Origin of the sequence: Psittacicella hinzii, assembly GCF_003585885.1 — a bacterium.
Taxonomy (GTDB): Bacteria; Pseudomonadota; Gammaproteobacteria; order Enterobacterales; family Psittacicellaceae; genus Psittacicella.
Genome location: NZ_NRHC01000094.1, coordinates 1 through 25,794, shown reverse-complemented (window position 1 = coordinate 25,794; position 25,794 = coordinate 1). Strand labels below are relative to the sequence as shown.

Sequence of the window (25,794 nt, the reverse complement as noted above, 5' to 3'; positions counted from 1 at the left end):
GATTAATTGTTTATGACAAAGGACAAAAGACAACCATTACAAGTCTATGCTTTTCATGGAGAGAACTCTTTCCAGCACTTGCAGGAAGAGTTATCTCCACGCATAGACTTACATGATTTTAAGCATGCTTATACCTATCAAAGCATTGCTAACTGGCGTCTGCACTCTATGCCATTTCTTAGTGAAATGGGGATAGATAGATATCGCAGTAACCCAGAGTTAAACTACTCGGCAAATCCCCTATTTCCGCAGGAAGTTTTTGACACCAAACTAATGGGTAACCTACCTCTGTTTAAAGAAGCAACCCGTAAAGTTATCCCTTTCCCTAACTTAAAAGACGCTTTATATAACTTTAGTGTCTATCGTTTAGTTTACGAGGAACTTTACCAAAACTACCCAGCGCGTAATGCAAATAACATTGCCAAGATCCCCGCGCTTGCTTCACCAACAGATACCCCTGCTCAACCAAATCCAGCGGTTGCCCCTAAGCTCTTTAACGCTGACCTTGACCTCTACTTAAACTATAAATCTGTAACTAAAAACTTTGCCCATAACCAAAGTTGGGAGCAAAGAAGCCAAGTACAGTTTATTGAGGAAAGTAATCCTGAAGCAAAAAAAATTCTTGCGAAAGCACTGGCGAAAGATCGCTTCTACTATTCTTTTTACCCACTACGCAGTGGAGGCAATGAAGCAGTCTCTCAACTCTTTTATAAAGAGTTGCAAGACAAAGGCGCAGCAAGCATTGCTTCTTACCTCTCACATACGGGGTTAAAAGAAAACGATGTTTACCTCATGGGGATAGAACAGAAAAACACTGCATTCAAAGATCTTGCTTCTTACCTCTACTTTATGGAGCTCGCAACGTTAAAAAATCCATTAGTAAGTAATTATAAAGAAATCCCTGCAGTTGTAGCTGAAGTTTTTCCGTTTACTAACTATAGTCAAACACCTTATTCAGCATGGTTAAATGCCCAAGCTTATGGTCAACTCCAAGAGCAACTCCAACTTGCTCATAAGCAAGTAAGCAAAGAGCTTAGTCAACTTAAACGCGCGCTGTCTCCTAAAGACAAAACCCGCGCCCAGCGTATTGCCTACGCCGAGGTGCTAGCTAAGTTTGCCCAAAATTTAACCGCAAACCTTGAGCACTACCAAGCGGACGCTATTCCAACCCTTTACCATAAAGCCCTTGAGAGTGCTAAAAAACAAGAGCGCAGCAATAACTTAGTGCGCATGATGGAGTATCAGCACTATCTCAACTGGATTGCTCCTCTAGGTGTAAGATCAATTAGCAATCTTGACCCAGAGCAAGTAAAAAGACGTAGTAACTCTTTTAGTCTCTCACAAATGTTTGAGAGTCACTATGACTCGAGTTTAGTAGCTACTGGGAAGTTTGATCAACCATACTACCTAGTAAACCCATTTATGGTGGCTGTGTATGGACGTTTATTTGGGGAGTATAACCACCCAAGTTTACGTAGCTCTTACTCTTACTTAAACCCAGCAGCGCCAGTTGCCTTAACTGTTAGTGCAAAACAACGTATTCTTCTTGAAAAGTACCGCCTCATGCAGGCTGACCATACGGTGACACCAACTAACTTACCGGTGCACTTAGAAGATACGACCCCACTAGCTTACGAGCAAATTATCTATCGTACAGTTCTCGTAAATGCGAGCATGGCAAAATACCTCGTGCCAGAGTTCCTTGTTAAGGACGCCCAACATGCGCAGTTTGTTCCTACAGAAGAAGCAATCGAAATCGGTGCTTTAGAAGCCCTTGCGTCTCTTTTTGCCCTCGAAGGACAAAAAGAGAGCTCAGCTTTAGGACAAGCAGGTAAGGGTAGCTCTACTAAGCAAGCTCAAGGTCAAGCTCAAAACCAAAACGGAGCTGATGACTTTAACCCTACGTTAATTGCGCCTCCGCAGCTTAACCAAGGAACCAATGCGTGGCAAATTCTTGCAACTAGCCAAGCTGATAGTCAAACATCTAGCGATAAAGCAAGCTCTGACGCTACTTCTACCTCTAGCAAAGATCAAGTTGCAAAAACTTCAGAGGAAAGCACAACTTCAGCTAGCAAGAAAAAAGCAAGCAAAGCTAAAAGTAAAGCTGACAAAGAGCAAGTATATAACCTTGATGACGGAGCTAGCTTTACTCCAGAAGTTGGGGTGCATACTAGCATTAACGACAATAGCTTTACTCAACTAGTAACCGAAGAAGAGAGAATGGAAGCTTTCTACCATCTCCTCTTTATGCACGGTTTTAAAGATGAGCATGGTAATGATCTCAATCCGGACAATTACTTAACGGCAGATAAAAGCAAACTGCTTTTAACCAAGATTATCGAAGAGTTTGGTGTAGATCTAGAATCTATTGAGAACATGTTTATGTTCCCAGAGCAACTCGAGGAAATCTTTGATAAGGACGAGATTGCCAAAGCTAGAAAGCAGAGCATAGAACCTAAACTAACGGCAAATATCGTGCCGGGAGTACAGTTAATTACTGCTTTTGCCATGAGTACCGATCCTGAAGTAGTGCGAGCTATCCTTCCTGGAGTACAAGAAAGTGACTATCTTGGTCTTTCTGAAGAAGCGACTGAAGAAGTTGCAAGTAAAGCGCACATGCGTTCTCTTGAAAGCTTTACTAAAGCTCCTGCAGAGCCTGCGGATAAAAGTAAAGCACCAGCAAGCTTTGCTGCTCATGTAAATGGGGAAGATGATGAGGAAGATGATGAGGAAGATGATGAGGCTGAAGAGCTAGCAATCTCTCCTGAAGAATTCGAATTCCTCAGAAAAGCTTTTGAAGAAGCTCTGGCTCTGAAGAGAAGCGGTGAAGCTTCGGCAGTTGAAGAAGTGGAGAGAGAAGTAGAAGCAGACGAAATAGACAGCTCTAACACTAATACCCAAGCATCTCATAGCCAAGTATCTAATAGCCAAGCAAATGACGATAAGGTTGCAACTGTAGCAGATCCTGCTCATGACCTTATCAAGGAAATGGAGCGCGAAGAGAGCTTACCTTATCCAAGCATGGAGGACAAACTTGCTCTTACTCAAGTTAACTTCGCTCGTCGTCCGCTTGATCTGTGGCTTGAAACTCGTTCAGACTTAACTTGGGACTTTTTCCGTGCAAAAAATCGTCTCAAACGTCAAACGCATGTGCTTAGTTACAATGCTTTAGGTTTTACCGCATACAACATAAGTACTAATGCGTTAAATAGCATTGAGTATCCGTACTTACGTACAGGAAATGCTTACCAACTCCAAGCAGTTACTCATCAGCAACTTCTTGAGATTTACCGCTCTCTACCTGTACGTCAAAGCTACGAAAGCCTCTTAATGAAAACTCTGTATAACCGTACACGTTATGTTTCTCTCAACATGTCGTTATATGAGTTCCGTCAAGAAGCTCACCCTGGTAATGTTAGCTACTTTGTCCGTGTAACCCTCGAGAACATTAACCAAGCTTTAAAAGTAGAGCCACATCTAGCGACTTTATTACCAGAGTTAACGCCTCTGTATCTTGATGTCTTTGCTCAAGAAGTTACTACCAGCAAAGCAAGCAAGTTTAAAGCCAAAACTCTGGCAAACAAAACTAGTCGTCTGGATAAGCTTGAGCAAGCTCAACCTGATCTCAAACGTCGCTTTAAGAGCAAGGCAGTATTGCAAAGCTATAACCTGCCAACTAATAGCTGGCAGTATATTGCTTCAGCAACCCTTGATCCACAAGTGTACACTTACGATGCTGATCCATTAATGAACATGCTTGAGCATCGTAACAATATCGAGTTATTTGCTTACGAGCCTTTACCGCTAGTACGCAATGCCTCTGATGTTTTCACTAACTACCAGCACTTAGAAGAGTTCTACGAGCGTTTACACTTAGATTTAACTCTAACTAACAGTGTGTTCCTCTCTAGTAAAACCTCAACTGATGGCTTTTTCACTAGTCTAGGACAAGAGTTAGATGACAAACTAAGTTTTATTAGTGAACGCGTAAGAGAAGCTTTTGCTTTACCAAAACTTGGGGAGCAATATAGTGCACGTGAAGGTAACTTGGTCTTAGTACCAATTCCTGTTGCCCATCAAGCAACGCAATTAGAAAAGGACTTAGAGTCACCATTACAAAAATGGCGTGTACCTTTAACTGCGCAAGATTACCAAGAAGCTCTTAAACAATACAACAGCGCTTCTAAACTTTTAACTTATGCAGTTAATCCAAGTACCCTTGAACTTTGGTTTATCTACCACTTACTTGGACAAGATAACCTTGACTTTATCCAAACTAACTTAGATAAGATCAACTTATCTCTGTTCTTAAAAGCGCTTGAACCAGCAGTACAAGAAGCTTACGAGCTCTCAAGTAAAGAGCTCAAACGCTACCAAGTAAGCCTCGGACAAATGCTTCCGCGCATTATGCCGGATCTTGAGCTTGAGCAAGCGCTAGCAACCCTTGCCGAGTTTGATGAAAAAGGCATGGCAAGCATGCTTGAGCGCGGTCGTATTCTCGCTTACCGCGAGCAAGTGAGCTTAAACCAAGCGCAAGTTCAAGAGTTAGCCCAAGAGCACAACTTAACTTGGTTACTAACTCTAACCGACAAAGGTGTACCACACAAGCTCGCAAGTCTGGTAAAAGACTTAACGGCAGAGCAAGTAGAAGTCGCGCAAACGATTATTGCGAACTTAGACGGCGCAGCTTTATGGCAAGCTAACCTTGCAAGTAAGCAAGATGCTAACTTAAAAGCCCAAGAGCAAGCTGGAACTTTCTTAAACCCAGATAGCTCGGTAGCCCTTGAACAAGCCAAAGGTCTAGAGATCAAAGACGTAGCTGGCTTTAGTGCTTACCTAAGTGGTGGGGTTAAACTAGCACCAAGTGCAAGTTACCCGCTAATTTCCATGCGCGCAGCTAGTAAGCTAACTAAAGTTAGTAGCAAAGAGGCAAACAAGGAAGCAAGTACTAGTAGAGAGGCAAGCAAAGAGCTCAGTTTTACAAACTTTGCTCCAGCCTCTAAAGAGTTACTTGCCCACCCAAGTTATGAGCAATTTGCCCTAGCAAATGCACCAGCCTTATGGCGCAACCTTAGCAAAGTACTCGGCAAACAAACGCGTCAACTACTCAACTCTGCTAAGTTCCAACTTGAGCAGTCTTTAACGCAAAGTATGTTCGCTCCGGGTAAAACTACCACCGAGTATGCCTTACAATGGCGTCAAGCTTTAATTAAGCAGTTGCAAACTAAAGCAGACACAGGTTTAGCTTTACGTCTCTTTAGTCAGCACCCAAGTGCGGTGTTTGCTGACTCGCCAAATCTGTATCGTCCGGCTGTGGGTTACCAGGGTGAGGATGCTTTAGTAGATGGTTTATTTAGTCGCTTTAACATCTTTAACCCAAATAAAGGGCAAGATGAGTTTAAAGTTCCGACCCTAACCGGAGAACTTGATCTCAATAGCGCTAAAGCGCAACTACTATACCTCTGGCAACAGGTGGGGTTAAAAGAGCACGAGCTTGAAAAAATTCTCGCAAGTTCTCCGTTAACTACAGGCTTATTAAACAAAGCAAGTATTGAGCAAGGTTTTGCCAATAACTTTGTGGCGTATCTCTACTTCAAGATCATGCCACAGTTATTAGCGACACCTCTCTATAACCTTGAGTTAATGGAGCAACAGCTAAATAAAGCGCTTGAGTTTGCTCGTCGTGATCTTAAACTCAACCGCGCTGCTTGGTTAAGTCTCGAGTACACTATCCCAGAGCACTTACTCCGTGCCTACGCGCATACTGCGCATGTACTCACTTCGCCAGATCAGCAAGCATTTGCTACATACCTTGGTTATAGCCTTGATCAAGAAGAGCACATTGTTAGTCAAAACAACGCTAGCCTTGTTGAAGTTAACCAACACCTCAACAATGCTTACTATCATTTAGCGTACAACTATCAAAGTGTAAATCGTGATGCTATGACTTCACGTTCAATTACGCTTACTCTAGATCCGGGTTACCTGTTATTTAAAGGAGTACTGCGTGGTGATCGTTATCTAACGCGTCGTGGTAAAGATATCTACTTTGAGCTAGAAACACAAACCCAACAGCCTTATGTTATTCTTGCTCCAGAAGCCCTTGAACAACAAAAATTCGAAGCTTCAGAGCATATTGTGCCAGTGCCAAATGAGTTTTTACCAGCTAAGCTCTTGGAAGCGGCTTTAGTGCATGACTTTATCTATCCATTTACACCACAAGATAGATTGCCACGCACTGTACCAGAGTACAATACTTTCATGCACAAAGCTGGCTTTGCTTATCAACCAGCGCTAGGGGCGTATAACCTCTACTGGTTGGCAATGAACAAGATGACCCTCTTGGAGCAAAACGATACGCTACCGCGTTTCTATCGTTTACCTCTGTATATGCCTTTTGCAGTGCATAACATTAAACTGCCTGATCCAAGCTGGCCATTAATGTTAAATGTTCCACAAATTGGTAGTTTACAAAAACTTTGGTACCAAGATCATGAGTTTGTAATTCATGGCAAAAAAGGTCGTCCATTGCCAATTAAGTTCGACTATTCACCAGTAACTAGTTATGCCCAAGATTTAACACCAACGTCACTGTTTAAATCTTATGGTCGTGAACTATTTAAACTGCTGTTAAGTCGCACTTATGCCGAGCGTGAAATTGCCCGTAACTTAATTCGCATTAATGCAAGTACTCAACTTGAACAAGCAGTGTACTTACCTAGCCGTCCACTTCACTTAGTGTACGCAACTAGCGAAGAAAGTAGCTTTATGGGACGTGATCATAGCGAACTTATTGCTACCTTTAAAGCACATGCGCAATTAATGGTACAAAAAGTATTCAATGCGGTAATGCAACAAAGCGATGCATTACAAGAGTATAAAGACTTACCGCCAGCGGTAACCTCTTTAGTTACTCTACCATTTGAATCTTTATCACACTGGCGTGTAACCTTAACTAAAGCTCCGTTCTATTCAGTGCAATTTGAAAGTGACAAGTTACGCGACTTTATTAGTCGCGAAGTAACGCAAGCACCGGTAATTGCGCCACCAAGAAGTCAGGACTTAGTTAATGATCGTTTACACTGGTTACTCTTCCAGCAAAGTCTAGATACTTTAAGCGGAGAACAACTAGCTAAGATCCACCACAAACTGGAATTAGCTGGTTTATACCAGGAAAATACCGACAAGTCTTATATCGCCTATGAACGTGAATTAAACTTCCACCACATCGGCGTAGACTATTCGCGTCTAACTCCGGTATACTTCTACCGCGAAAAACTTCTCCAAGACTTAGCTCAAGAAGAACTGGCACAAGATTACAAAGCTGAAGTTAAAGCCCAGTTTGATACTCTCAACACTGTGTTCAAAATGCAAGAGCATCGTAATCAAGAAGCTGTGCCGAACTTAAGCAGATTAACTCCGGCACAAGTGCAAGAGCTCTTTGGACAAGCAGAGCATGAGCAAAGCACACGTACAATCATTGACGTTGACGCAAACGCTAGCGTAAATACAAACGTTAATGGCAAGGTTAACAAAGATGACTTTGACAATGACTGCTTTGACGATGTGGACTTTGACAGCCTAGAGCGTGAACGCCAAGCAAGTCTTGCTTATCCAAGTGAAACTTATCAAGAGTTTGCGTTTGATAAGCAAAGTTTAGCACCAACTTTAGGATGGAAAGGGGAACCAACCAGTGAAGAACTAATTACTTTAGGAACAGTAACTTCACAACACTATCAGTTCCCATTACCGGTAGATAAGGTTACTATAGGTAATAACAACAGTAAGTACTTACAACGTATTAGAGGCAACACCTTTAATCTTGGTAAAGTAAATCCTGATCTTAAAGCTCTGTTAGCTAAGTTTAACCAACAAGGTGAAGTTAGCTTAACTGAAATTTACCAAGCAACAGGGTTAAAACCTTACTGGAAGTTTAACCTCAAAGACCTTAGTCAAAGTTACCACTTAACTGCTCAAGTGCTTATGCATAATTTAAGCAAGGTAAACCAAGAGCACCAGCAACTACCGCTGTGTGATCTGGTAGAGCTCTTTAAACATCTCTACTACAAGTTCACCGAGCTCAAAGTTATGCTGGTTGCTGATCAACGCTTATTTGAAGCAGTGGTTGCTAGTGATCCAAGCTTAACTAAAGCTCCTTACCTCTACCTTGTAGCAGATAAAGAGCAAGTAAAAGCTTGGGACAAAGACAATCGTAATAAAAATCCATTCCCAGCTGAGTTTATTTACTTAGCCCACAATCACCAAGCAAGTGAAATCTGTAACTCTCTTGCTCTGGCACGTGAACAAAGCTTGGATTTACTTGAAACTACTGATTGGTATCCTTACTTTGCTTACTTACGTAAAGTTTACCCTAGCAACAACAAAGGTAACAAAAGCAAGTAGTTAGTAAGTTACTGCTTAACTAGTTAAACTAACTACTATAATAAACGTAAAAATACTTATATGGCTCCCAAGCAATTGGGAGCCATATTTTTGTTTCTACTAAGAGCACCTAAGAGCACCTAAAATAGGGATTCCCGAACAAAGAAGAAGCTAATGATTAAATATTATTAAATTTCTTACCTTTAGATTAAGTCAACAATCGATTTAAAGAAGGGTAGTATGCCCTGCTAGAAATCGAGATAACCTAATGTTATTTAGTAATTTATTTAGAAGAAAATGATCAATTTCGGGAATCCCTACTAAAAGCACCTAAGAACACAAGAAGAACACAAGAAGAACACAAGAAGAACACAAGAAGAATACAAGAAGAACACAAGAAGAATACAAGAAGAACACAAGAAGAGCACTTAGGAGCACAGAAACAAAAGTAACACAGCACAAGAGACAAGAGTAGAACCTCAGAGCACAAAAGACAAGAGTAGCACCACGAGTACAGGCACAAACAAAACAGAAAAAAACTCAGGTCTTAAAAACCTGAGTTTCACTGTTGCATTTTCACTTGGTTATTGCCTAAGAAATAAACTGCGCAGATGTTAAAGTAGAAAACGGGGCATGTAGAGAATGTAAAGAGGTTTGTTCTCTTTTGTTAGTCTTAGCATATCTAAGACTTTAAAAAATTAACCCCTCTACATCTCATCAACGCTTGCTAAGCCTGATCTTCTTCACCTACTTAACTAATTTATCCCCTCTAATTTACTCTCTAACCACAATGCTTGGTATTTGTTTTACTTTTTACCTTATTACACTTAAGTAGTACGTTTTACCTAAGCATACCTATAAGTACCCTTTATTATGAGCACCTAACCAGCACCCTATTATCGTAGCGTACCTACCAAAAGATAACTCATAGATACTTAACGAGCAACTAACTAGTACTTAAATGGTACCTCAATAGTACTCTGTAGCTAACGGTAGTAAAAAGAATAAATCATTTGCGCATTAACTGTTCCAGCACTAACATTACCGTTTTTTACATAATTAACCGTATAACTACGATCAATTACACGACGAGTACCATTAGCAGCCGTAAACAGCGTTGCGTCGTTTAAACCAATAAAATTAAAACTTGGTTGGTTGGCAAACTTAATCGCTTGTCCAGTCGAGTTATCAACTATCTGCAAACGTACTCCTTTAGCCGTGGAAGCACGGCTTAAGGATAGGGTTTGCGAAGTATTGCTTGGAGTGTTACTATCAGTGTAGATAACGTAAGCATTAGCAACTGTAGCTTGTAAACAGTTAATTCTGATTGTAAAATCTCCACCTTTAACTGTACGTTTGGAATCAAGAGTTGATTTAAGAACTGTATCAAGCTGTACGGTTTGATTAGCTTGTCCACCAACACGACAAGTTTTTTCCGTGAAGTTTAAAGTAACGGCGTTACTTGATCTAAATACCATTTGGAAGTTAGCCGGACCTCCACGGAAGATATTTTGGTTAACAGTTGAAAGAGAAGTATTATCTCTTTGGACATAGAAACAGTTACTTGCAGTCGTACGCAGTAAACTATTGGCAGGGATGGTTATATCCCCACCGTTAAAGAGAAAGTTCTCATCAAACTCCAAATCAAAATAGATTTTGATTCTATCTTGATAGTAAAAGTTCTGGGTTACACGTAGAGCACCACCGCCATCACTCACAGGGTAAAGGTTGTAGCCTGTACCCGCAGCTCTTTGCACACGGAAGTAAACTCTCTTTAGTTTAAGGTAGCGACTAGTTTCAGCAGAGTTAGGTGAAACTGAAAAACGCCAGTCTACGATACGATAACGATAGTTATCGTAGTCTACATTTCCACAAAGAAACGAGTTAATGTCGTAGTAGCTCACCGATTCATAGTTCACCGTTTTACCATCAGCATTGAGCTTACCAGTAAACTGTACTACGGTATTAGCATGTGCTGGGATGTAATGCAAGAGACTACCAGCTAGTAAGCTAGTACAAAGGTATTTTACAATTTGCATAAATATCCTTAGAATTTACAACTAACCGGAACAATTACCGGTAAATTACTATCTATATTGCTGCTAAGCTTATAGTCAATCTTACAGCTTTGCTCGCCCCAGCTGAGGTTTAACTCCCCAGAGCTTGAAACTCCACGAGTGTATATACGTCCTCCTTGAGTTACCACTCCGACATGCTCTCCTGCACCATTAAACACTAAGGTTCCCATAGGTGGAGGTAACATATCGCTATTGGTAATATCAAAGAAAACAGTATTGCCAATGGTAGTATCAAACTCAACTAACATTGCCGTATTCGCACGTGGAATAACTTGCATACTTGTAGCTGCAAACTCTACATTGTCTGGAATACTATCAATGTTTAACCCCACCGTATTTAAAGCATATGGGTTTAAATACGGCACAATCCCATTACCAAAACGGTCAATTTGGTTACCAATAGTTCCGTCAATTTGTGCTCCTTTGGCACCTTTAGCGTGCACTATGGCAAAGGTTTCACTTAAATCGTTGGCTAAGGTAACACCTTTTGGATGGGCAACAATTGCGCCAGACATACCGTAAGATAACTGACGGTTGTCTTTGTTATCTTTACTAAAAGAAGCATTTAAAGTAGCGTAAGGGCTGACGTAAGTATTGCTTAGACTAACCGCATTGTACTGTGAGTTGTTGCTATGGTCATAAGAGACGTTATAAGAATAACGTCCGTCTTTACCTAACGACCCAGAAATAGAAGTATTACTACTAAAGTTATTACGACTACTTTGCGACAGAGTTTGGCTTAGGTAAGGACGGTTATTGCCCTTAGCAGCAAAATCAAGCGGTAAAGACAGAGTGAGATATACCTGACTGTCTTTAAATCCAAAGCTATCACGGATTTGTGAAAGGGAAATACTATAGTTAACCCCGCGGTAACTATTCGAATAACCTACTTGGTAGTTAAACTGCTTGGAGCGCTTTATCCAGTAAGTATTCATTATGCCTCGGACGTAAAAGTAGCCATAGCCTTTAGCTAGCTGTTGGCTAACTGTGAGTTGCAACTGGTGCTTAGCTTGGTAATGCCCAATAATACGATCACGTGGTTTGATAAACTGATTCTTTAAATTATCTAGATTAATATAGTCTTGTAAACCTAAGTACTCTTTGGAGAGAAAGCGGTAAGCTGCTACAGTTACGTTGGTATTTGTTGGCTTAATAACAGTATTGTAAGATACGGAAAAACTATACCCACGGAACTTACCACTTTCATCACTGAACACCAAACCATTTAGCAAGGCATGCGAGAAAGTAACATTGGTAGCAAAAGCCCCAATTGGAGTATTAAATGCCGTACCTATTACCTCCGAATGATACCCTTTGGTACCATTAAAAGCTAAATTAAGAGTAATGTTGTTAGTTAAACCATACTGCCATGAAGCTTGCACCACTTCATTGTTAAATACCTTGGAGCCTTCGCGATAACGTCCAGCTGCCAGCATATAACGGCTATAGCCAGGGCGCATAAGCTCGGCTGTAGCTGTATAAGGTACGACAAATCTTTGTACTTGCCCATTGGCTTCTTTGACTTCAACCTCAAGATTACCATTGTAGGCAATCGGGAAGAGGTCGGAAATAGCAAAAGGACCAGGTGGAACTGTCATTTGACGGAGAATGTTACCATTTTGACTAACGGTAACTAAAGCATTGCTATTAGCAATGCCTCGAATGATCGGAGCATAACCTCTTTCAGAGTTAGCTAGCATACGATCATCGGAAAATACCATCGCTCCGCGTAGGCTAATATTGTCACTAATACTACTGTTGGTAATGAAGTCACCTAAACGGATTTGTCCACGAATTGGGGCAATATCATGTTGCAAGTAAGTATAAGAACTTGCATATTCTCTCCCATGGCGCTTTGACCATACCAGAGAACCAAAATGACGAATACTAAATCGTCCAAGGTTTAAGCCCGCGTCAACACCAAGGTAGTATTGACTGGAACTAAAACCTTTACTGTTACTCATATAACGATTGATATTGTAACGAGTGTATAGCACAGGAACCCCTGTTTGCCAACGTGCTGGTGCGATGTAACCAAAAGGACGTTGCTTAACATAGGCTTGGGCAATACCCACTTGCAAGTCAAGCTCTGCCATATCAAACTCAAACTTGGCTTCTGGTACTACTTGCGCAATGGACGGACAGATTGTAGAAGCTAGCAATTGTGAATCTATAGCTTCGGGTGTCAAATCCAAGATAGCAAGTAGAGTTGGAGTAGCACAAAGTTTGGTAGTATTGTTTTCTGGGTCATCGACATATACCAGCTCTACCTTACCAAGGTAGACATTGTTTAAAGTGACATCAGCAATATACTCACCTGGAGGAATGTAGTTCCCACGACTAAAGCGAGAGATGTCAATATTCTCTCCTCCAGTAGCTAGCAAGAAGTTAGCATCAAACTCCACATAAGGCGAGTTTGCCAAAGCTAGCGATGATGTCGCACTTAAGCAGGCAAGACAAAGAGAATTTATTGATCCAAGTGCTAATCTCTTAAATCTTTTCATAGGGAAAAATGATCTTGTTTGCGAGAGAAAGAACAAGATAGGGATAAGGCTGAGACCATAGAAACCTAGATAAAGCTAAGGTATGGAAACCTAAAAGAACCCAGAGCTCTAACTGATCTAAAGACCTAAGCGACCTCACTGTTCTAAAGACCTAAGCAACCTTACTGATCTAAAAAGCTCAAAGTCTCTCTTTAACCTCTCTTTACTCTCTACAAACCATTAGTTATTTTTGTAGGAATAACCAGACATTACAGCCATTACTTTAAAGGAGTAACTCCTTTTGGACGTCCACCATTGTCATCAATGGTAGTCCATTGTACTTGAGCGCTTGGGCTTACCGCACGCGGTAAGGCATAGCGCACAGTTGAAAATGGGGCAACCATATCTGCCTCTGGCACAGCCACGGCATTTTTACCTACCATTAACTCAATTTGGTCATAAGTAATGTAGTAAGGAGTTGGGTTATTCACTACAAGATAGTTTTTATTCTTTTCTGTGATTAAGCTAAACTCTACTTTGGTAAAAGCATCGTAGAGGCTTATATCTAGCGCAGGACGATAAAAAAGCTTAATACGGCTCTTAATTGCAACTTGCAAATAATTCACCGGAGCATTTTCTCCTGATGGTTTTGGGGGAATATCTAAAACATTGAGATAGAAAATAGATTCTCTATCTGCAGGTAACGCCTGACCTGTGTAGGTAATTCTTAGAGTTTGACCTTTACCTGGATCAACACGAGAAATTGGTGGCGTAATTACAAATGGGGCTTTGGTTGTTGCTGGACTAGAGTTCGGATCACCACTATCAATCCATACTTGCACTAAAGATGGACTGTCGTCTGAAGCTGTTAAACTAAAAGCAACGCTTTTTTGGTTAGCAGGGTAAATCACGCGAGTCGCCATGATTACATTGGCTAGGCTTTGCTGTAAAGTAAAGGCTCCAAGTAACGCGGTAGCTAGGATACGTTTAAACATAAACACCTCATCACAAGAAAAGGGCTGAGAATAACAAAGCCCAGCCCTAACTTAAAACTATGTCTTTACTTGTACACTAATTCGAACTTAGCGATAGCTTGTACGTCGCCAGCAGTTACACCTGTATCTGTTGCATAATACTGCGCATAGAAACGTACAGTTTTATCTTGATTATTTTGTAAGGCAACATAATTAATGTTGCTTACATCATCTGTAGCACCGATCTTAATAGTTTTTAAATTAGCATCCACTAACTGAAGATTTACATTAGTTGCTTGACCTGATGTTAATGTATTTTTTAATGTGCCTGTTGTTACATCTACATTTGCATCAACTAACCAGTGAACGCCTCCTTGGTTACTACCTGTAGCTACATTTGTACAACCAGTAATTGTAATTTCAAAAGCTGTTTGACCAGCAACGTCACCTTTCTTAGTGAAAGCAGATTTTGCAACGCTTGGTAAAGTTACAGTTTTGTTTTGATCATCTGTTTTTACATAACAAGTTGTATCAATAACTTTACCACTAAAAGTTACTTTACCAGATTGAACCGCAGTGTTTGCAAACGCGCTTGGAGCTAATAGAGTTAAAGCCAAAGCAGACGCCAGTGCTAATTTTTTCATGTTAAACCTTTTTTTATTCATTACTAATTAATAGAGACCCACATAGACTTGTAGGTATAGATAATTACAACCTAATGAAATAACTTAGAATTAAGATGAAAAATAAGAGAAAAAATTAGATAGTAGCGGAGAATTTAAAAAATAATTTGGGAAGAACGAGGCAAAATGGAGGCAAAGGGTTTAACTTAGCTTGTTACATAAACTAACTAAAGGATAAACATAAAAACTCTAGATAAGAATATAAGAGAAAAGTAGATACTTTTGAGAAAGGAAAGGTATATACGTGGGCTTATAGTCGACTTATAAAGACAGAATTACAGCGTACGCTATTACGTATAATCTCGTCATTATGGTCTCATGCAGATAGTATTTGGTCAATACTAGAATGGAGGAAGTTGAGAAGAGAAACGATATTTTTGGCTAATATCGTGGGAGTTTAATCTTGGTCTTGGTCAAAGAATTTAGTGTACTTGGATAAATACTTTTTGGGTACTTGGCTTACTTGAGTATGCTTAGTATGTTTAGTATGCTTAAACCGTCCAACCGGAGATTAGACTTAACATTCAATTGTCGCTATTGTTAATATCGAATATCGAATGTACTTCTTACTTGAGAACTTTAAGACGTATTCACTTTATTGACGTTATTTACTTTATTTGCATTATTTACTTTCTTGTTAACTTTTAACGCAGTTAAAAGTTAACTTTAATTTAAATTAAAGTCTTCAGTCTTAAAGTCTTGCAGGAGATAAATGAACGATTAACGTAACTTGTCTAAATAAGTTAGGTTATATATTTATTTGTAGATATGTAAATTTAAATACAAAAAGTATTTAAAATCGCTAGTTAAACTAGGATTTTGCTAGTTATGCTAACTAACCGATCTAAATCAGGTTTTTCAAAGTTTATTTTTTTGGATAAAGCTTAGTTTACTTAATTTAACGGTCAACAAGCTGTTCTCTAAATCGCTTAATTTTTTAATCTTATTTCTTCTTAAAAAGAGCAAAACAACTTGACCAGTAAAAACTGATTTATGAGACGTTGCTTTGCAAAATTAGCAATTTAATAATCGCTTATTAAGTTTATAACCTTTAATTTTTTTAAGTGCAAATAAGTGCTTTAGAATTAAAGGTCTATTAGATTGATGTACTTATTAAATCACAAAATTAGACAATTTTTACACCTAAGAAATTTTACCCCCCCCCGACTTTTTACGTAACTTATTGTTTATTAGAGCAAAATTCTGGTCAAAAATTTATGCAAAAATGCTAATAACCCCAAGAGGTAAGTGGTAATAGGGTAGTTGTTACTCACTTTTAATTGCAAATTAAAGGAAAATAAATGGATTTTTTTATTTTGCAAACTAAGCTTTTTAGCAAAATAAACCTACAAGCTAGCTCATAATTTAGCAATAAAATCGAGCACTTTAAGCTATTTATCCTTACAAAAACTAATTCACAACACTTTTAACTGCACAGAGTTTTAACAACAACTAACTTAAACAAGCAAAAGTGCACTGAACTAAAGCTAAGCAAATAAAATTTTAATTACAGCCAACTTAATCATATAAAAATCTCAAATTTACCTAGATAAGTAGGTTAAGAGAAGTTTTAGTTTAAGTAAGTCTAAGTAAATCTAAGTAAGTGAAGTACAATAACTCATGCTATTAATTTCTTATTAACCCCTCTTTAAGAACAACAGCATCCCTATAGTTCAGAAGATCAGATAGAGAGGCGTAAATTAACCCCTCTATGACCAGACATAAAAAACTCAGACTTGCGTCTGAGTTCCACTTCAGTTTCTACCCTATAATGGACTTTGCCCAAAGGGAGTTTGTAAAGTTACTTTTGCTTCTATCTTGAGAGAGCCTAAGTAACCAAATTTTGTTTTAACGATACAATAAGGTGTAAACCATTTTTGCCGAGAGATCTCCAGCAGTTACTGTACCATTTTTAACATAGTTAACCGTGTAGTTACGCGTAATATATCTATTTGCACTATTTACTGCGCTAAAGCTAGTTACTTGACTTACTTTAATAAATTGTGCAGTTGGTATTGGAGCAAACTTGATTGCAGCCCCAGTTGTTTCATCAACTACTTGGATTCCTACCCCTTTGGCAGTTGATCTGCTATCTAGGGTAAGTAAGTTTGACGTATTAGCGTTGTTGTTACCGTCCGAGTAAACTATGTACGAATGGGTTGCTGTAGCCTGTGAACAGTTTAACCTAATTGCAAAGTTACCTGCTTGCACCGTAGTATTTCGATCTAACTCATGTTTAAAAACTGTATCAAGTTGCACTGTCTGATCAGTTGCCCCATCGATTGCACAAGTTTTTATATCAGGGTTTACCTTAACAGAGTTAGATGATTCTAAACGTAAAGATAAATTAGACTTTAATAAATACGCTGACTGGTTATAACTACTAAATTTAGAGTTCATTGCAGGTACCATGTAGCAGTTACTTGAAGTCATACGTAGTAGACTGCTAGGAGGAATGGTAATATCAGTATCGTTTAAGATGTAGTCATCGTTATTAAAAAGTAAATCAAAATAGATTTTGATATTAGCATTTTTATGAAAGTTAGAAGTAAAACGATATGAACCTGCATTATCTCCTACTGCCACATGATCCTGACTAGAGCCACGTCCTGTCACGTTAAAACCAATTCTCTTTAGAGTAAAGAACTGACCAGCTGCTTGATCGACGCCACCGCCACTAACATAGAAATGCCAGTCTATAATGCGGAATTCGAAACTATAGTCAGCATTACCACAGAGTAAAGAGTTTACATTGTAATAGGCAGTTGACTCGTATCTAACGGTTTTGCCATCTTCAAGTACTCTACCAATTAACTGGATAGTCGTTGCCGAAGCTGGAAGTGTATGCAAGAGGCAACCTACCAACAAGCAAGTTATGATATATTTAAAAATTTGCATAAGTACCCTTAGAATTTACAACTCACCGGAACAATTACTGGTAAAGACGGATCTATATTTGCTGAAAGCTTATAGTCAATCTTACAAGTTTTATTATCCCAACTGAGGTTTAGTTGACCACTATTAGATACGCCTCTGGTGTAGATACGTCCTCCTTGAGTTACCACTCCGATATTGGCACCGTCACCATTGAATACTAAAGTACCCATAGGTGGAGCAACTCCTTCGTTAGTGATATCAAAGAATACCGTATTCCCTACTGTAGTATCAAACTCTACCAACATTGCCGTATTTGCACGTGGAATAACTTGGGTACTTGTTGCCTCAAACTCCACATTGTCTGGAATTGAGTCAATCCTTAACCCAACAGTATTTAGTGCGTAAGGAATGAGGTAAGGTAGGATACCATTCCCAAAGATATCAATTTGGTTTCCTAAGGTTCCAGAAATTTTTGCCCCAGTTGCACCTTTAGCATGAACTATTGCAAAGGTATCACTCACGTCATTAGCAAGAGTTACACCTCTTGGATGAGCAACTACCGCTCCGGAAATACCATAAGAGAACTGACGATTATCTTTGTTGTCCTTACTAAAAGACGCATTTACTGTTGCATAAGGACTAACGTAAGAGTTACTTAAGTTAATCGCGTTATACTTCGAGTTGTTTGCGTGATCATAAGAAACGTTATAAGAGTAACGTCCATCATCTCCTAAAGTACCATACAATGAAGTATTACTTGAGAAGTTGTTACTACTACTTTGCGAAATAGTTTGCGTTAGGTAAGGACGATTGTTCCCACTACGAGCAAATTCTAACGGCACTGAGAAAGTAACATAAAGTTGACTATCTTTAGTTCCGTAACTATCACGAGTTTGTGAGAGTGAAACGCTATAAGTAACCCCTTTAAAGTTATTTGAATAACCCACTTGGTAGTTAAACTGTTTCGCACGATTTGCCCAGTAAGAGTTCATTATCCCACGTACATAAAAGTAACCATAGTTTTGGGCTAACTGCTGACTAACAGTCAGTTGCAATTGGTGCTTAGCTTGATAGTTACCAATAATATCGTGACGTGGTTTTATTCTCACATTTCTAAGGTTAATCAAGTTAATGTAGTCGGACAGAGCTAAGTATTCTTTGGATAGGAAACGATAAGCTGCTACGGTTACATTGGTATTTGTTGGCTTAATTACAGTGTTGTAAGACACCGAGAAACTATAACCACGGAACTTACTGCTTTCATCACTAAACACAACTCCATCGAGTAAGGCGTGCGAGAAAGTCATATTCGTCGCAAAAGCCCCGATTGGTGTGTTTATTGCCGTACCAATAACTTCAGAGTGATAACCTTTAGCTCCATTAAAACCAAGGTTTAACGTTACGTCATTGGTTAAGCCGTACTGCCATGAAGCTTGGACTATATCTTGATTAAAAACATGCGTACCTTCACGATAACGCCCTGCTGCTAGCATATAACGACTATAGCCTGGACGCATTAGTTCCGCAGTGGCTGTATAAGGTACTTCAAATCTTTGCACTTGCCCATTGGCTTCTTGTACTTCTACTTCAAGATTACCGTTATAGGCAATTGGGAAAAGATCTGTAATCGCAAACGGTCCAGCTGGGACTGTTAGCTGACGGAGGATATTACCCCCTTGTCTTACGGTTACTAGCGCATTGGTGTTTGCTATCCCACGAATGATTGGCGCATATCCCCTCTCTGATGAGGCTAACATACGATCGTCCGAGAAAAGCATAACCCCACGTAAAGATACATTATCTGTTATCGCGCTGTTAGTATAAAAGTCACCTAAACGTAATTGCGCACGTAAAGGAGCAATATCATGTTGTAAATAAGTATAGGAACTACTATATTGTTTACTTTGACGATTAGACCAAACTAATGAGCCAAAGTGTCTGATACTAAAACGACCGACATTTAAACCAGCAGCAACACCAAGATAATATTGGTCTGTCTTGTGTCCTTGATTGCTACTTGTATAACGGTTGAGGTTGTAACGAGCATACAACACTGGAACCCCTGTTTGCCAGCGGGCTGGTGAAATATAACCATATGGTCTTTGACGCACATATGCCTGAGCTATGCCAACTCTGAGTTCTAATTCTGCCATGTTGAACTCAAATTTAGCTTCAGGTACTACTTGCGCAATTGACGGGCAGATTTCCCCTGCTAAGGCTTGAGAATTAATTGCCTCAGAGGTTAAATCTAGGATTGCCAAAAGTGCTGGTGTGGCGCAAAGTTTGGTCGTGTTGTTTGCAGGGTCATCAACATATACAAGCTCTACTTTACCAAGAAATTTGTTATTCAACACTACATCAGCAATATAGTCTCCAGGAGGAACATAGTTCCCACGACTAAAGCGAGAAATGTCGATACTTTCTCCACCCATAGCTTGTAAAAAGCTAGCGTCAAACTCAACATAATCAGAGTTTGCATAAGTGGTAGCTGGTAAAGTCAAACTAAGCAAGGCAAGACAAAGAGAGTTTATAGGTTTTTGAGAGAACCTTTTAAATTTCTTCATACAATAATTTTTATTCATGCCTTTTAGTTAAATGCCAAGAAGCAGTGAATTTAGACTGTTAACAGTTAGAAACTAACTGTAACCTAAACAGTAACCCTTAGCTACTGTTGACTAAACGCAATAAACTGCTTGCGATTTAACTAAATTTTTTCTGTTAATTTAAGTTGCCTTACTTGAGTTTGCTGCTTCCTTGAGGACGAGCACCATTATCATCAATTGTTACCCAACGTACTTCAGCGTTAGCATTTACCGCACGCGAGATCTCATAACGCACACTTGCAAAAGGAGCTACCATATCAGCGTCCGGTACTTTTACCGTGCTGTTGCCTGCCACTATCTCAATTTGCTCATAGGTAATATAGTAAGGAGTAGGATTGGTTACTACAAGGTAATTCTTTTTCCCCTCTTTACTTACACTCCACTCTACTTTTGCAAAAGCTTCGTATAAACTGATATCTAAAGCTGGACGATAAAAGAGTTTAATACGACTCTTGATCGCAATTTGCAAATAGTTAGCAGGAGCTTTCTCACCTGTTGGTTTTGGCGGAATATCTAAAATATTGAGATAAAAAATCGATTCACGATCAGTTGGTAAATCCTGACCTGTGTAAGTAATTCTTAAAGTTTGCCCTTTTCCAGGGTCAACACGAGAAATTGGTGGGGTGATAACAAAAGGAGATTTGGTTGTTGCTGGATTTGAGTTTATATCACCACTGTCAATCCAAACTTGTACTAAAGAGGGAGTTTCTCCCGAAGCTGTTAAATTAAAAACTACGCTTTTTTGATTAGCGGGGTACACCACGCGAGTTGCCATGATTACATTGGCAAAGCTTTGCTGTAAGGTAAAAGCTCCAAGGAAAACAGTTGCAAGAAAACGTTTTAACATAACACCTCTATAAAAAAAGGAAGAGGGCTAAGAGAACTAGCCCTCTATTGTTGTAACTGTGTAATCTTACTTGTAAACTAGTTCGAATTTAGCTACAGCTTGTACGTCACCAGCTGTTACAGTTCCGCTAGTTGCGTAGTATTGTGCGTAGAAACGTACAGTGATGTCTTGGTTGTTTTGTAAAGTTACGTATTTGATACTGCTGATGTCATCAGTTGAACCGATTTTGATCGCAGCAAATGTGTTATCTAATAATTGAATGTTAACACCAGAAGCTTGGTTTGATGTTAAAACGTTGTTTAAAGTACCAGTTGTTAAATCAACGTTTGCGTCTGTTAACCAGTGGATACCACCTTGGCTTGCACTTGATGAACCTACGTTAGTACAACCGTTGATAGTTAATTCAAATGGAGTTTGACCAGCTACATCACCTGTATTTGTAAATACTGATTTTGCAACTGTTGGTAATGCTACAGTTTTGTTTTCATCACCTGATTTAATAACACAAGTTGTGTCAATAACTTTGCCATTGAAAGTTACTTTACCTGATTGGTTAGCTAAAGTGTTTGGAGCTAAAACTGCTGTTAATGCCAGAGTTAAAAGAGACGGAAGAGCGAATTTCTTCATGTTAAAAACCTTAATTATTTCATTTTTTAAAATTCATAATGACCACCAACATCTGCCATACGTAAGTGGACAACTCAAATCAGAATAAAAAAGGTACTTAACCAGCAATTAAAAAGAAAAATAAAGACTAGGGAAATGCTACCGCTACAAGAGGGTAGTAAGGAGGCGTGAGCAAGTTAGAGAGATTTATCTTTAGCTAATACCTAACTAAATACAAAATCCTTGCTAGAGGATAGGTTAGCCCGTTATGTTATCCCTTGCATGTCAAGCAAGAACAAACAAGGAACTAGGACTAATGTACTTTGATCTAAGAGATTACTTATCTTGTGTTTTCTTTACACTAAACACTCTCAGAAACAGCGAACTACTTTAGGCTGAACAGTATTTATCATCTTTACGTTTACGTTTAATTTACGCGTTTGAATTTACGTTTAAACTTGCATTTAAACTTACTTTTAAATTTACGTTTAAATTTACGTTTACGTTAGGGTTATTACGTACAAGTATTGAATATGCCAAAATTGTAATATGCCAAACAGAGCAATACCCTAAGTTTTGTAAAGGCTGTAATAGATCTTATATACCCAATAAATGCAAATAAGCAAATAGACTTGGCAAGTAAGAAAAGTCTTTGTCACTAATATGGTTGCTTTTACTAAGTACTAAATACCTAGAGCAAGATAAATAAATGACAAGAAAGTAGTAAAAATTGTTAAAGAAAGTAGTTAAGCGAGTAATTTGTTATAAACAAATTAAAAGAGAGACAAAATAAATGTGGTTAAAATCTTTAATCGTAAGGTGCAAAGATAAAATGAGTTTATTGGTTTGCTAAATTTGGGTTACCTATGGTTACTTAGGGTTATACCTTTAGTTGCTTCAATGTACCCTAATGTTACCCTAATGTTAACAAAAGGTTACACTGTGATTAACCTGTGGTTACCATAAAAGAAACCTAGTCACTAGTAAAAGTTAGCCACACTAAACTGCATAAAATAACTTTATTCAGCCAGATAAACTATCTAATTACAAGCTTTAGCAACTTTAGCTATACAGATTTACCATTTTGTTCGTTTATTTTTAACAACCAAAAGTAGATATTGCTGTAAAAACTCAACTCTAAAGTGCGCTACTTAGTTAATCTTCGTTTTTCTTAAAAAGTGCAAAATAACTTTACCACTAAATTAAATTTATCTAAGAAAATACCTAGAAAACCAGTTATAAACTGGACAGATTCTTGGCATTGTCTCAGTTATTTTAACTTTAGGTAAAATTGTATTTTTTAAGTAACTAATTTAACTGATATATAGTATTAAAGCACAGATTAACGGCATTTATATCTAAATAATTGCCCCCCCCCCCGTCAATTTTACAAATTGTTGATTTTTAAGGTTAAAAATATTTCAAAATTTCACAAAAAAGGCTAATAACCCTAACTTATCAATGGTAATAAGGTGGTTTTTGATATACTTTTTGTATAAAAATTTTTTCACTTTTAAGAGCAAAAATTGCATTTTTGCCCCAAATTAAAAGTGGTAAAGGAAAAATGCAAAAATAAGGCGAATTTGAGGGTTGATTTGTAAATCCTATTTTTAGCTAAACTTCAAATCAGAGTAAATTAAAAAATAACGCTACTCGATGTTGAAATAAAGTTCTTAAATAAGTGGTTAACTAGATTGAGGTTAGCTAATCCTATTTAAAGTTACCTGATGGTCTTATAAGCATACACAATAAAATAGCGCTTATAAACTGCATACTTCGCCATATAACTCCACACTTCCCCATATAACTGCATAGAACTACGTATAAGTACAAACTGAAGAGACTTCAAACTAGTAAGCCCTTTCTGCAGTACCATTTTTAACTGGCTACCTCTATAAACCTATTTAGCTAACTACCCCTAGTAAACTCTTTTAGCTGTTACCGTTTCAACAAGCTATCTCTAGTAATAGTAGTAATAGTAATCTTTTTAACAAGCTTCTAGATCCTAATTTGCGGTGTTTTTTAGGATAGATCGATCTAGAGCTATAGAGTTCTAGACGAACTCTTCTCATGTCTCTTGCTTATTACTAACAGCAAAGAACCCCACAAAAGCGCTTAGTCTTTTATGGGGTTCTTGTTTATTTAAGTCTCCGACTTGCTAGTTTATTACAACTCTAACTCATTAGTTTATATTAAGGCTCTAACGCACTATTTTGTTTAAAGCCATAACTTATTAGATTACTTAAAGCTCTAACTTGTTAAAGCTACAACTTACTCGAAGCCACAGCTTCTAAAGAAGTAACTAGTGTTAAAGCCACAACTAATTAAAAACCTAAGTTAGCGTAGATTTTTGGTTTTTGGGTTTGCCAAGTTGCAACGCTAGCTGGAGTAATACCACTACCGGTAAACATGTAAAGAGCGGTACGTAGAGAAGTTAACTGCCAGTTGTTTAAGTTAGAAGTAAAGTTTGCAGCGTCTCTAAACATAAACGACATATCTGTGACATTACTCACATTCCAACCACTTAAATCAGAAGTAAAACTTTTTGCTCCAGCAAACATCATTGCCATGTTATCGACATTACCTACATCCCAATTACTAAGGTCTGAGTTGAAGTTAGAGGCGTTACGGAACATAGCACTCATACTTGTTACGTTACTTACGTTCCACTTACTGATATTACCAGCAAAGTTAGTTGCATCAGCAAACATGCTTTCCATAGAGGTAACTTTACTTACGTCCCAGTTGTTTAAGTCACTATTGAAGCTTGTTGCTCCGTTAAACATGCTTTCCATGCTTGTAACATTAGCAACATTCCACTGACTTAAATCCGAGTTAAAAGCACTCGCATTTGAGAACATGCTGTCCATATCTTCAACCGCACTAACGTTCCATTTGCTTAGATCTTGGTTAAAACTAGTCGCATTGCCAAACATATGAGTCATAGTTGTTACCTTAGAGACGTCCCAGTTACTAACATCACCGTTAAAACTTGTCGCTCCAAAGAACATACCCCCCATATTATCAACCTTACTAACGTTCCAGTTAGTTAGGTTACTATTAAAACTTTTAGCACTGGTAAACATCATACCCATGTCAGTTACATTGGCAACATTCCATTTGCTAAGATCAGAGTTAAATTTCTCTGCATGATAGAACATAGAGAACATGTCTTTTACCGCACCCACTTGCCAGTTACTTAAGTCAGAGTTGAAGTTACGTGCTTGACTAAACATAGTACTCATGTCTGTCACCTGACTAACATTCCACTTACTTAAATCACTATTAAAGTTAGTTGCTCCGTAAAACATCGAGCTCATGTCAGTTACTTGCCCAACATCCCAATTACTTAAATCACTGGTAAAACTTGAGGCGTTAGAAAACATCGACATCATAGTTTTTACTTTGCCTACTTGCCATTTACTTAAATCTCCTTTAAAGGCAATTGCATCAGCAAAGGTATTATTCATGTCTTGTACGTTTGCAACATTCCAAGCTGAGATATCTCCATTAAACGCTTGGTTTAATGCAAAAGTCGCACGGAGAGATTCAACGTTAGAAGTATCCCAATTACTTAGATCAAACTGGTTATCACCACAAGCAAAAGTATAAGCCAGAGATTTAACTTGGCTAGTATTCCATTTAGAAATATCTACAGCATAGCTTGGAGTAGTCTCACAGACAAAAGCCAGATCTTCTTCGAGGAAGATAAATTTGGAATTATTTTCTAGTACATCAGAATCTGCAAAGTCATCTTCAGTGAGAAAACGATACTTCCCTGCAAAGAGGTAATCTAAATCTGTTAGTTGTGAAACATCGATAAAGTTTAAGTCCACTATCTGATCGTGTTGTGCACGTTCAGCAACGTAAGCTTCAACAAAGGCTTTTAACTTCTCTGAAGAAGTAAAAGTAAATTTAGCTTTAGTTTTACTTAGGTCAACACCGTAGTATTTACCTAGGTCAGCAGTGTAAGCTTGGTCAATAAAGTTTTGTTGGTTGTTGAATTTGTTGTAAGCGTAATAGCCGCCACCAAGAACAAGCGCAGCTAGCGCTACTGGAAGAATAATTTTGCGCATAGTAATTTGCAGAGTAAAGTAATTAAAAAAGGATTCGGTTTCTAGCTTCTAGTTTCTAGCTTCTAGTTTCTAGCTTCTAGTTTCTAGCTTCTAGTTTCTAGCTTCTATCTTCTAGTTTCTAGTTTCTAGTTTCTCGTTTCTAGTTTCTAGTTTCTAGTTTCTAGTTTCTAGTTTCTAGGTTCTAG

General features: G+C 38.5%; 10 protein-coding genes. 1 reads left to right on the top strand and 9 read right to left on the bottom strand.

Going from position 1 to position 25,794, the window contains the following annotated elements; translation table 11 throughout:
- Positions 1-12 precede the first annotated feature (12 nt).
- Positions 13-8,403 carry a hypothetical protein gene (locus CKF54_RS06695; RefSeq protein ID WP_119525588.1) on the top strand — a complete coding sequence of 2,797 codons (8,391 nt, stop codon included), beginning with the start codon at positions 13-15 and terminating at the stop codon, positions 8,401-8,403.
- A 965-nt stretch (positions 8,404-9,368) separates the two neighbouring features.
- On the opposite strand, the gene CKF54_RS06690 is transcribed toward CKF54_RS06695, so the two are convergent.
- From CKF54_RS06690 to CKF54_RS06650, 9 genes are all read right to left on the bottom strand, one after another.
- Positions 9,369-10,421: a fimbrial protein gene (locus CKF54_RS06690; RefSeq protein ID WP_119525587.1), complete on the bottom strand. Its 1,053-nt coding sequence runs from the start codon at positions 10,419-10,421 to the stop codon at positions 9,369-9,371.
- A gap of 8 nt (positions 10,422-10,429) precedes the next feature.
- Positions 10,430-12,964: a fimbria/pilus outer membrane usher protein gene (locus CKF54_RS06685; RefSeq protein WP_119525586.1), complete on the bottom strand. Its 2,535-nt coding sequence runs from the start codon at positions 12,962-12,964 to the stop codon at positions 10,430-10,432.
- Positions 12,965-13,221: 257 nt separating this feature from the next.
- Entirely contained in the window at positions 13,222-13,938 is a 717-nt protein-coding gene (locus tag CKF54_RS06680) for a molecular chaperone (protein WP_119525585.1), read from the bottom strand.
- 65 nt (positions 13,939-14,003) lie between these two features.
- The gene (locus tag CKF54_RS06675) at positions 14,004-14,561 is read right to left on the bottom strand and encodes a fimbrial protein (protein ID WP_222987556.1); all 558 of its coding nucleotides are present in this window, start codon (positions 14,559-14,561) and stop codon (positions 14,004-14,006) included.
- Positions 14,562-16,448: 1,887 nt separating this feature from the next.
- Entirely contained in the window at positions 16,449-17,450 is a 1,002-nt protein-coding gene (locus CKF54_RS06670; protein ID WP_222987555.1) for a fimbrial protein, read from the bottom strand.
- A 56-nt stretch (positions 17,451-17,506) separates the two neighbouring features.
- Entirely contained in the window at positions 17,507-19,978 is a 2,472-nt protein-coding gene (locus CKF54_RS06665) for a fimbria/pilus outer membrane usher protein (RefSeq protein WP_262407826.1), read from the bottom strand.
- A 232-nt stretch (positions 19,979-20,210) separates the two neighbouring features.
- Positions 20,211-20,927 carry a fimbria/pilus periplasmic chaperone gene (locus tag CKF54_RS06660; protein ID WP_119525581.1) on the bottom strand — a complete coding sequence of 239 codons (717 nt, stop codon included), beginning with the start codon at positions 20,925-20,927 and terminating at the stop codon, positions 20,211-20,213.
- 66 nt (positions 20,928-20,993) lie between these two features.
- A complete protein-coding gene (locus tag CKF54_RS06655; RefSeq protein WP_119525580.1) occupies positions 20,994-21,554 on the bottom strand; it encodes a fimbrial protein in 561 nt (186 codons plus the stop codon).
- A 2,303-nt stretch (positions 21,555-23,857) separates the two neighbouring features.
- Positions 23,858-25,609 carry a BspA family leucine-rich repeat surface protein gene (locus CKF54_RS06650; protein ID WP_119525579.1) on the bottom strand — a complete coding sequence of 584 codons (1,752 nt, stop codon included), beginning with the start codon at positions 25,607-25,609 and terminating at the stop codon, positions 23,858-23,860.
- Positions 25,610-25,794: the final 185 nt, after the last annotated feature.

Coding starts and splice junctions, on each gene's coding strand:
- CKF54_RS06650 (WP_119525579.1), bottom strand. CDS start 25,609: ATGCGCAAAATTATTCTTCCAGTAGCGCTAGCTGCGCTTGTTCTTGGT.
- CKF54_RS06660 (WP_119525581.1), bottom strand. CDS start 20,927: ATGTTAAAACGTTTTCTTGCAACTGTTTTCCTTGGAGCTTTTACCTTA.
- CKF54_RS06695 (WP_119525588.1), top strand. CDS start 13: ATGACAAAGGACAAAAGACAACCATTACAAGTCTATGCTTTTCATGGA.
- CKF54_RS06675 (WP_222987556.1), bottom strand. CDS start 14,561: ATGAAAAAATTAGCACTGGCGTCTGCTTTGGCTTTAACTCTATTAGCT.
- CKF54_RS06690 (WP_119525587.1), bottom strand. CDS start 10,421: ATGCAAATTGTAAAATACCTTTGTACTAGCTTACTAGCTGGTAGTCTC.
- CKF54_RS06685 (WP_119525586.1), bottom strand. CDS start 12,964: ATGAAAAGATTTAAGAGATTAGCACTTGGATCAATAAATTCTCTTTGT.
- CKF54_RS06655 (WP_119525580.1), bottom strand. CDS start 21,554: ATGAAGAAATTCGCTCTTCCGTCTCTTTTAACTCTGGCATTAACAGCA.
- CKF54_RS06680 (WP_119525585.1), bottom strand. CDS start 13,938: ATGTTTAAACGTATCCTAGCTACCGCGTTACTTGGAGCCTTTACTTTA.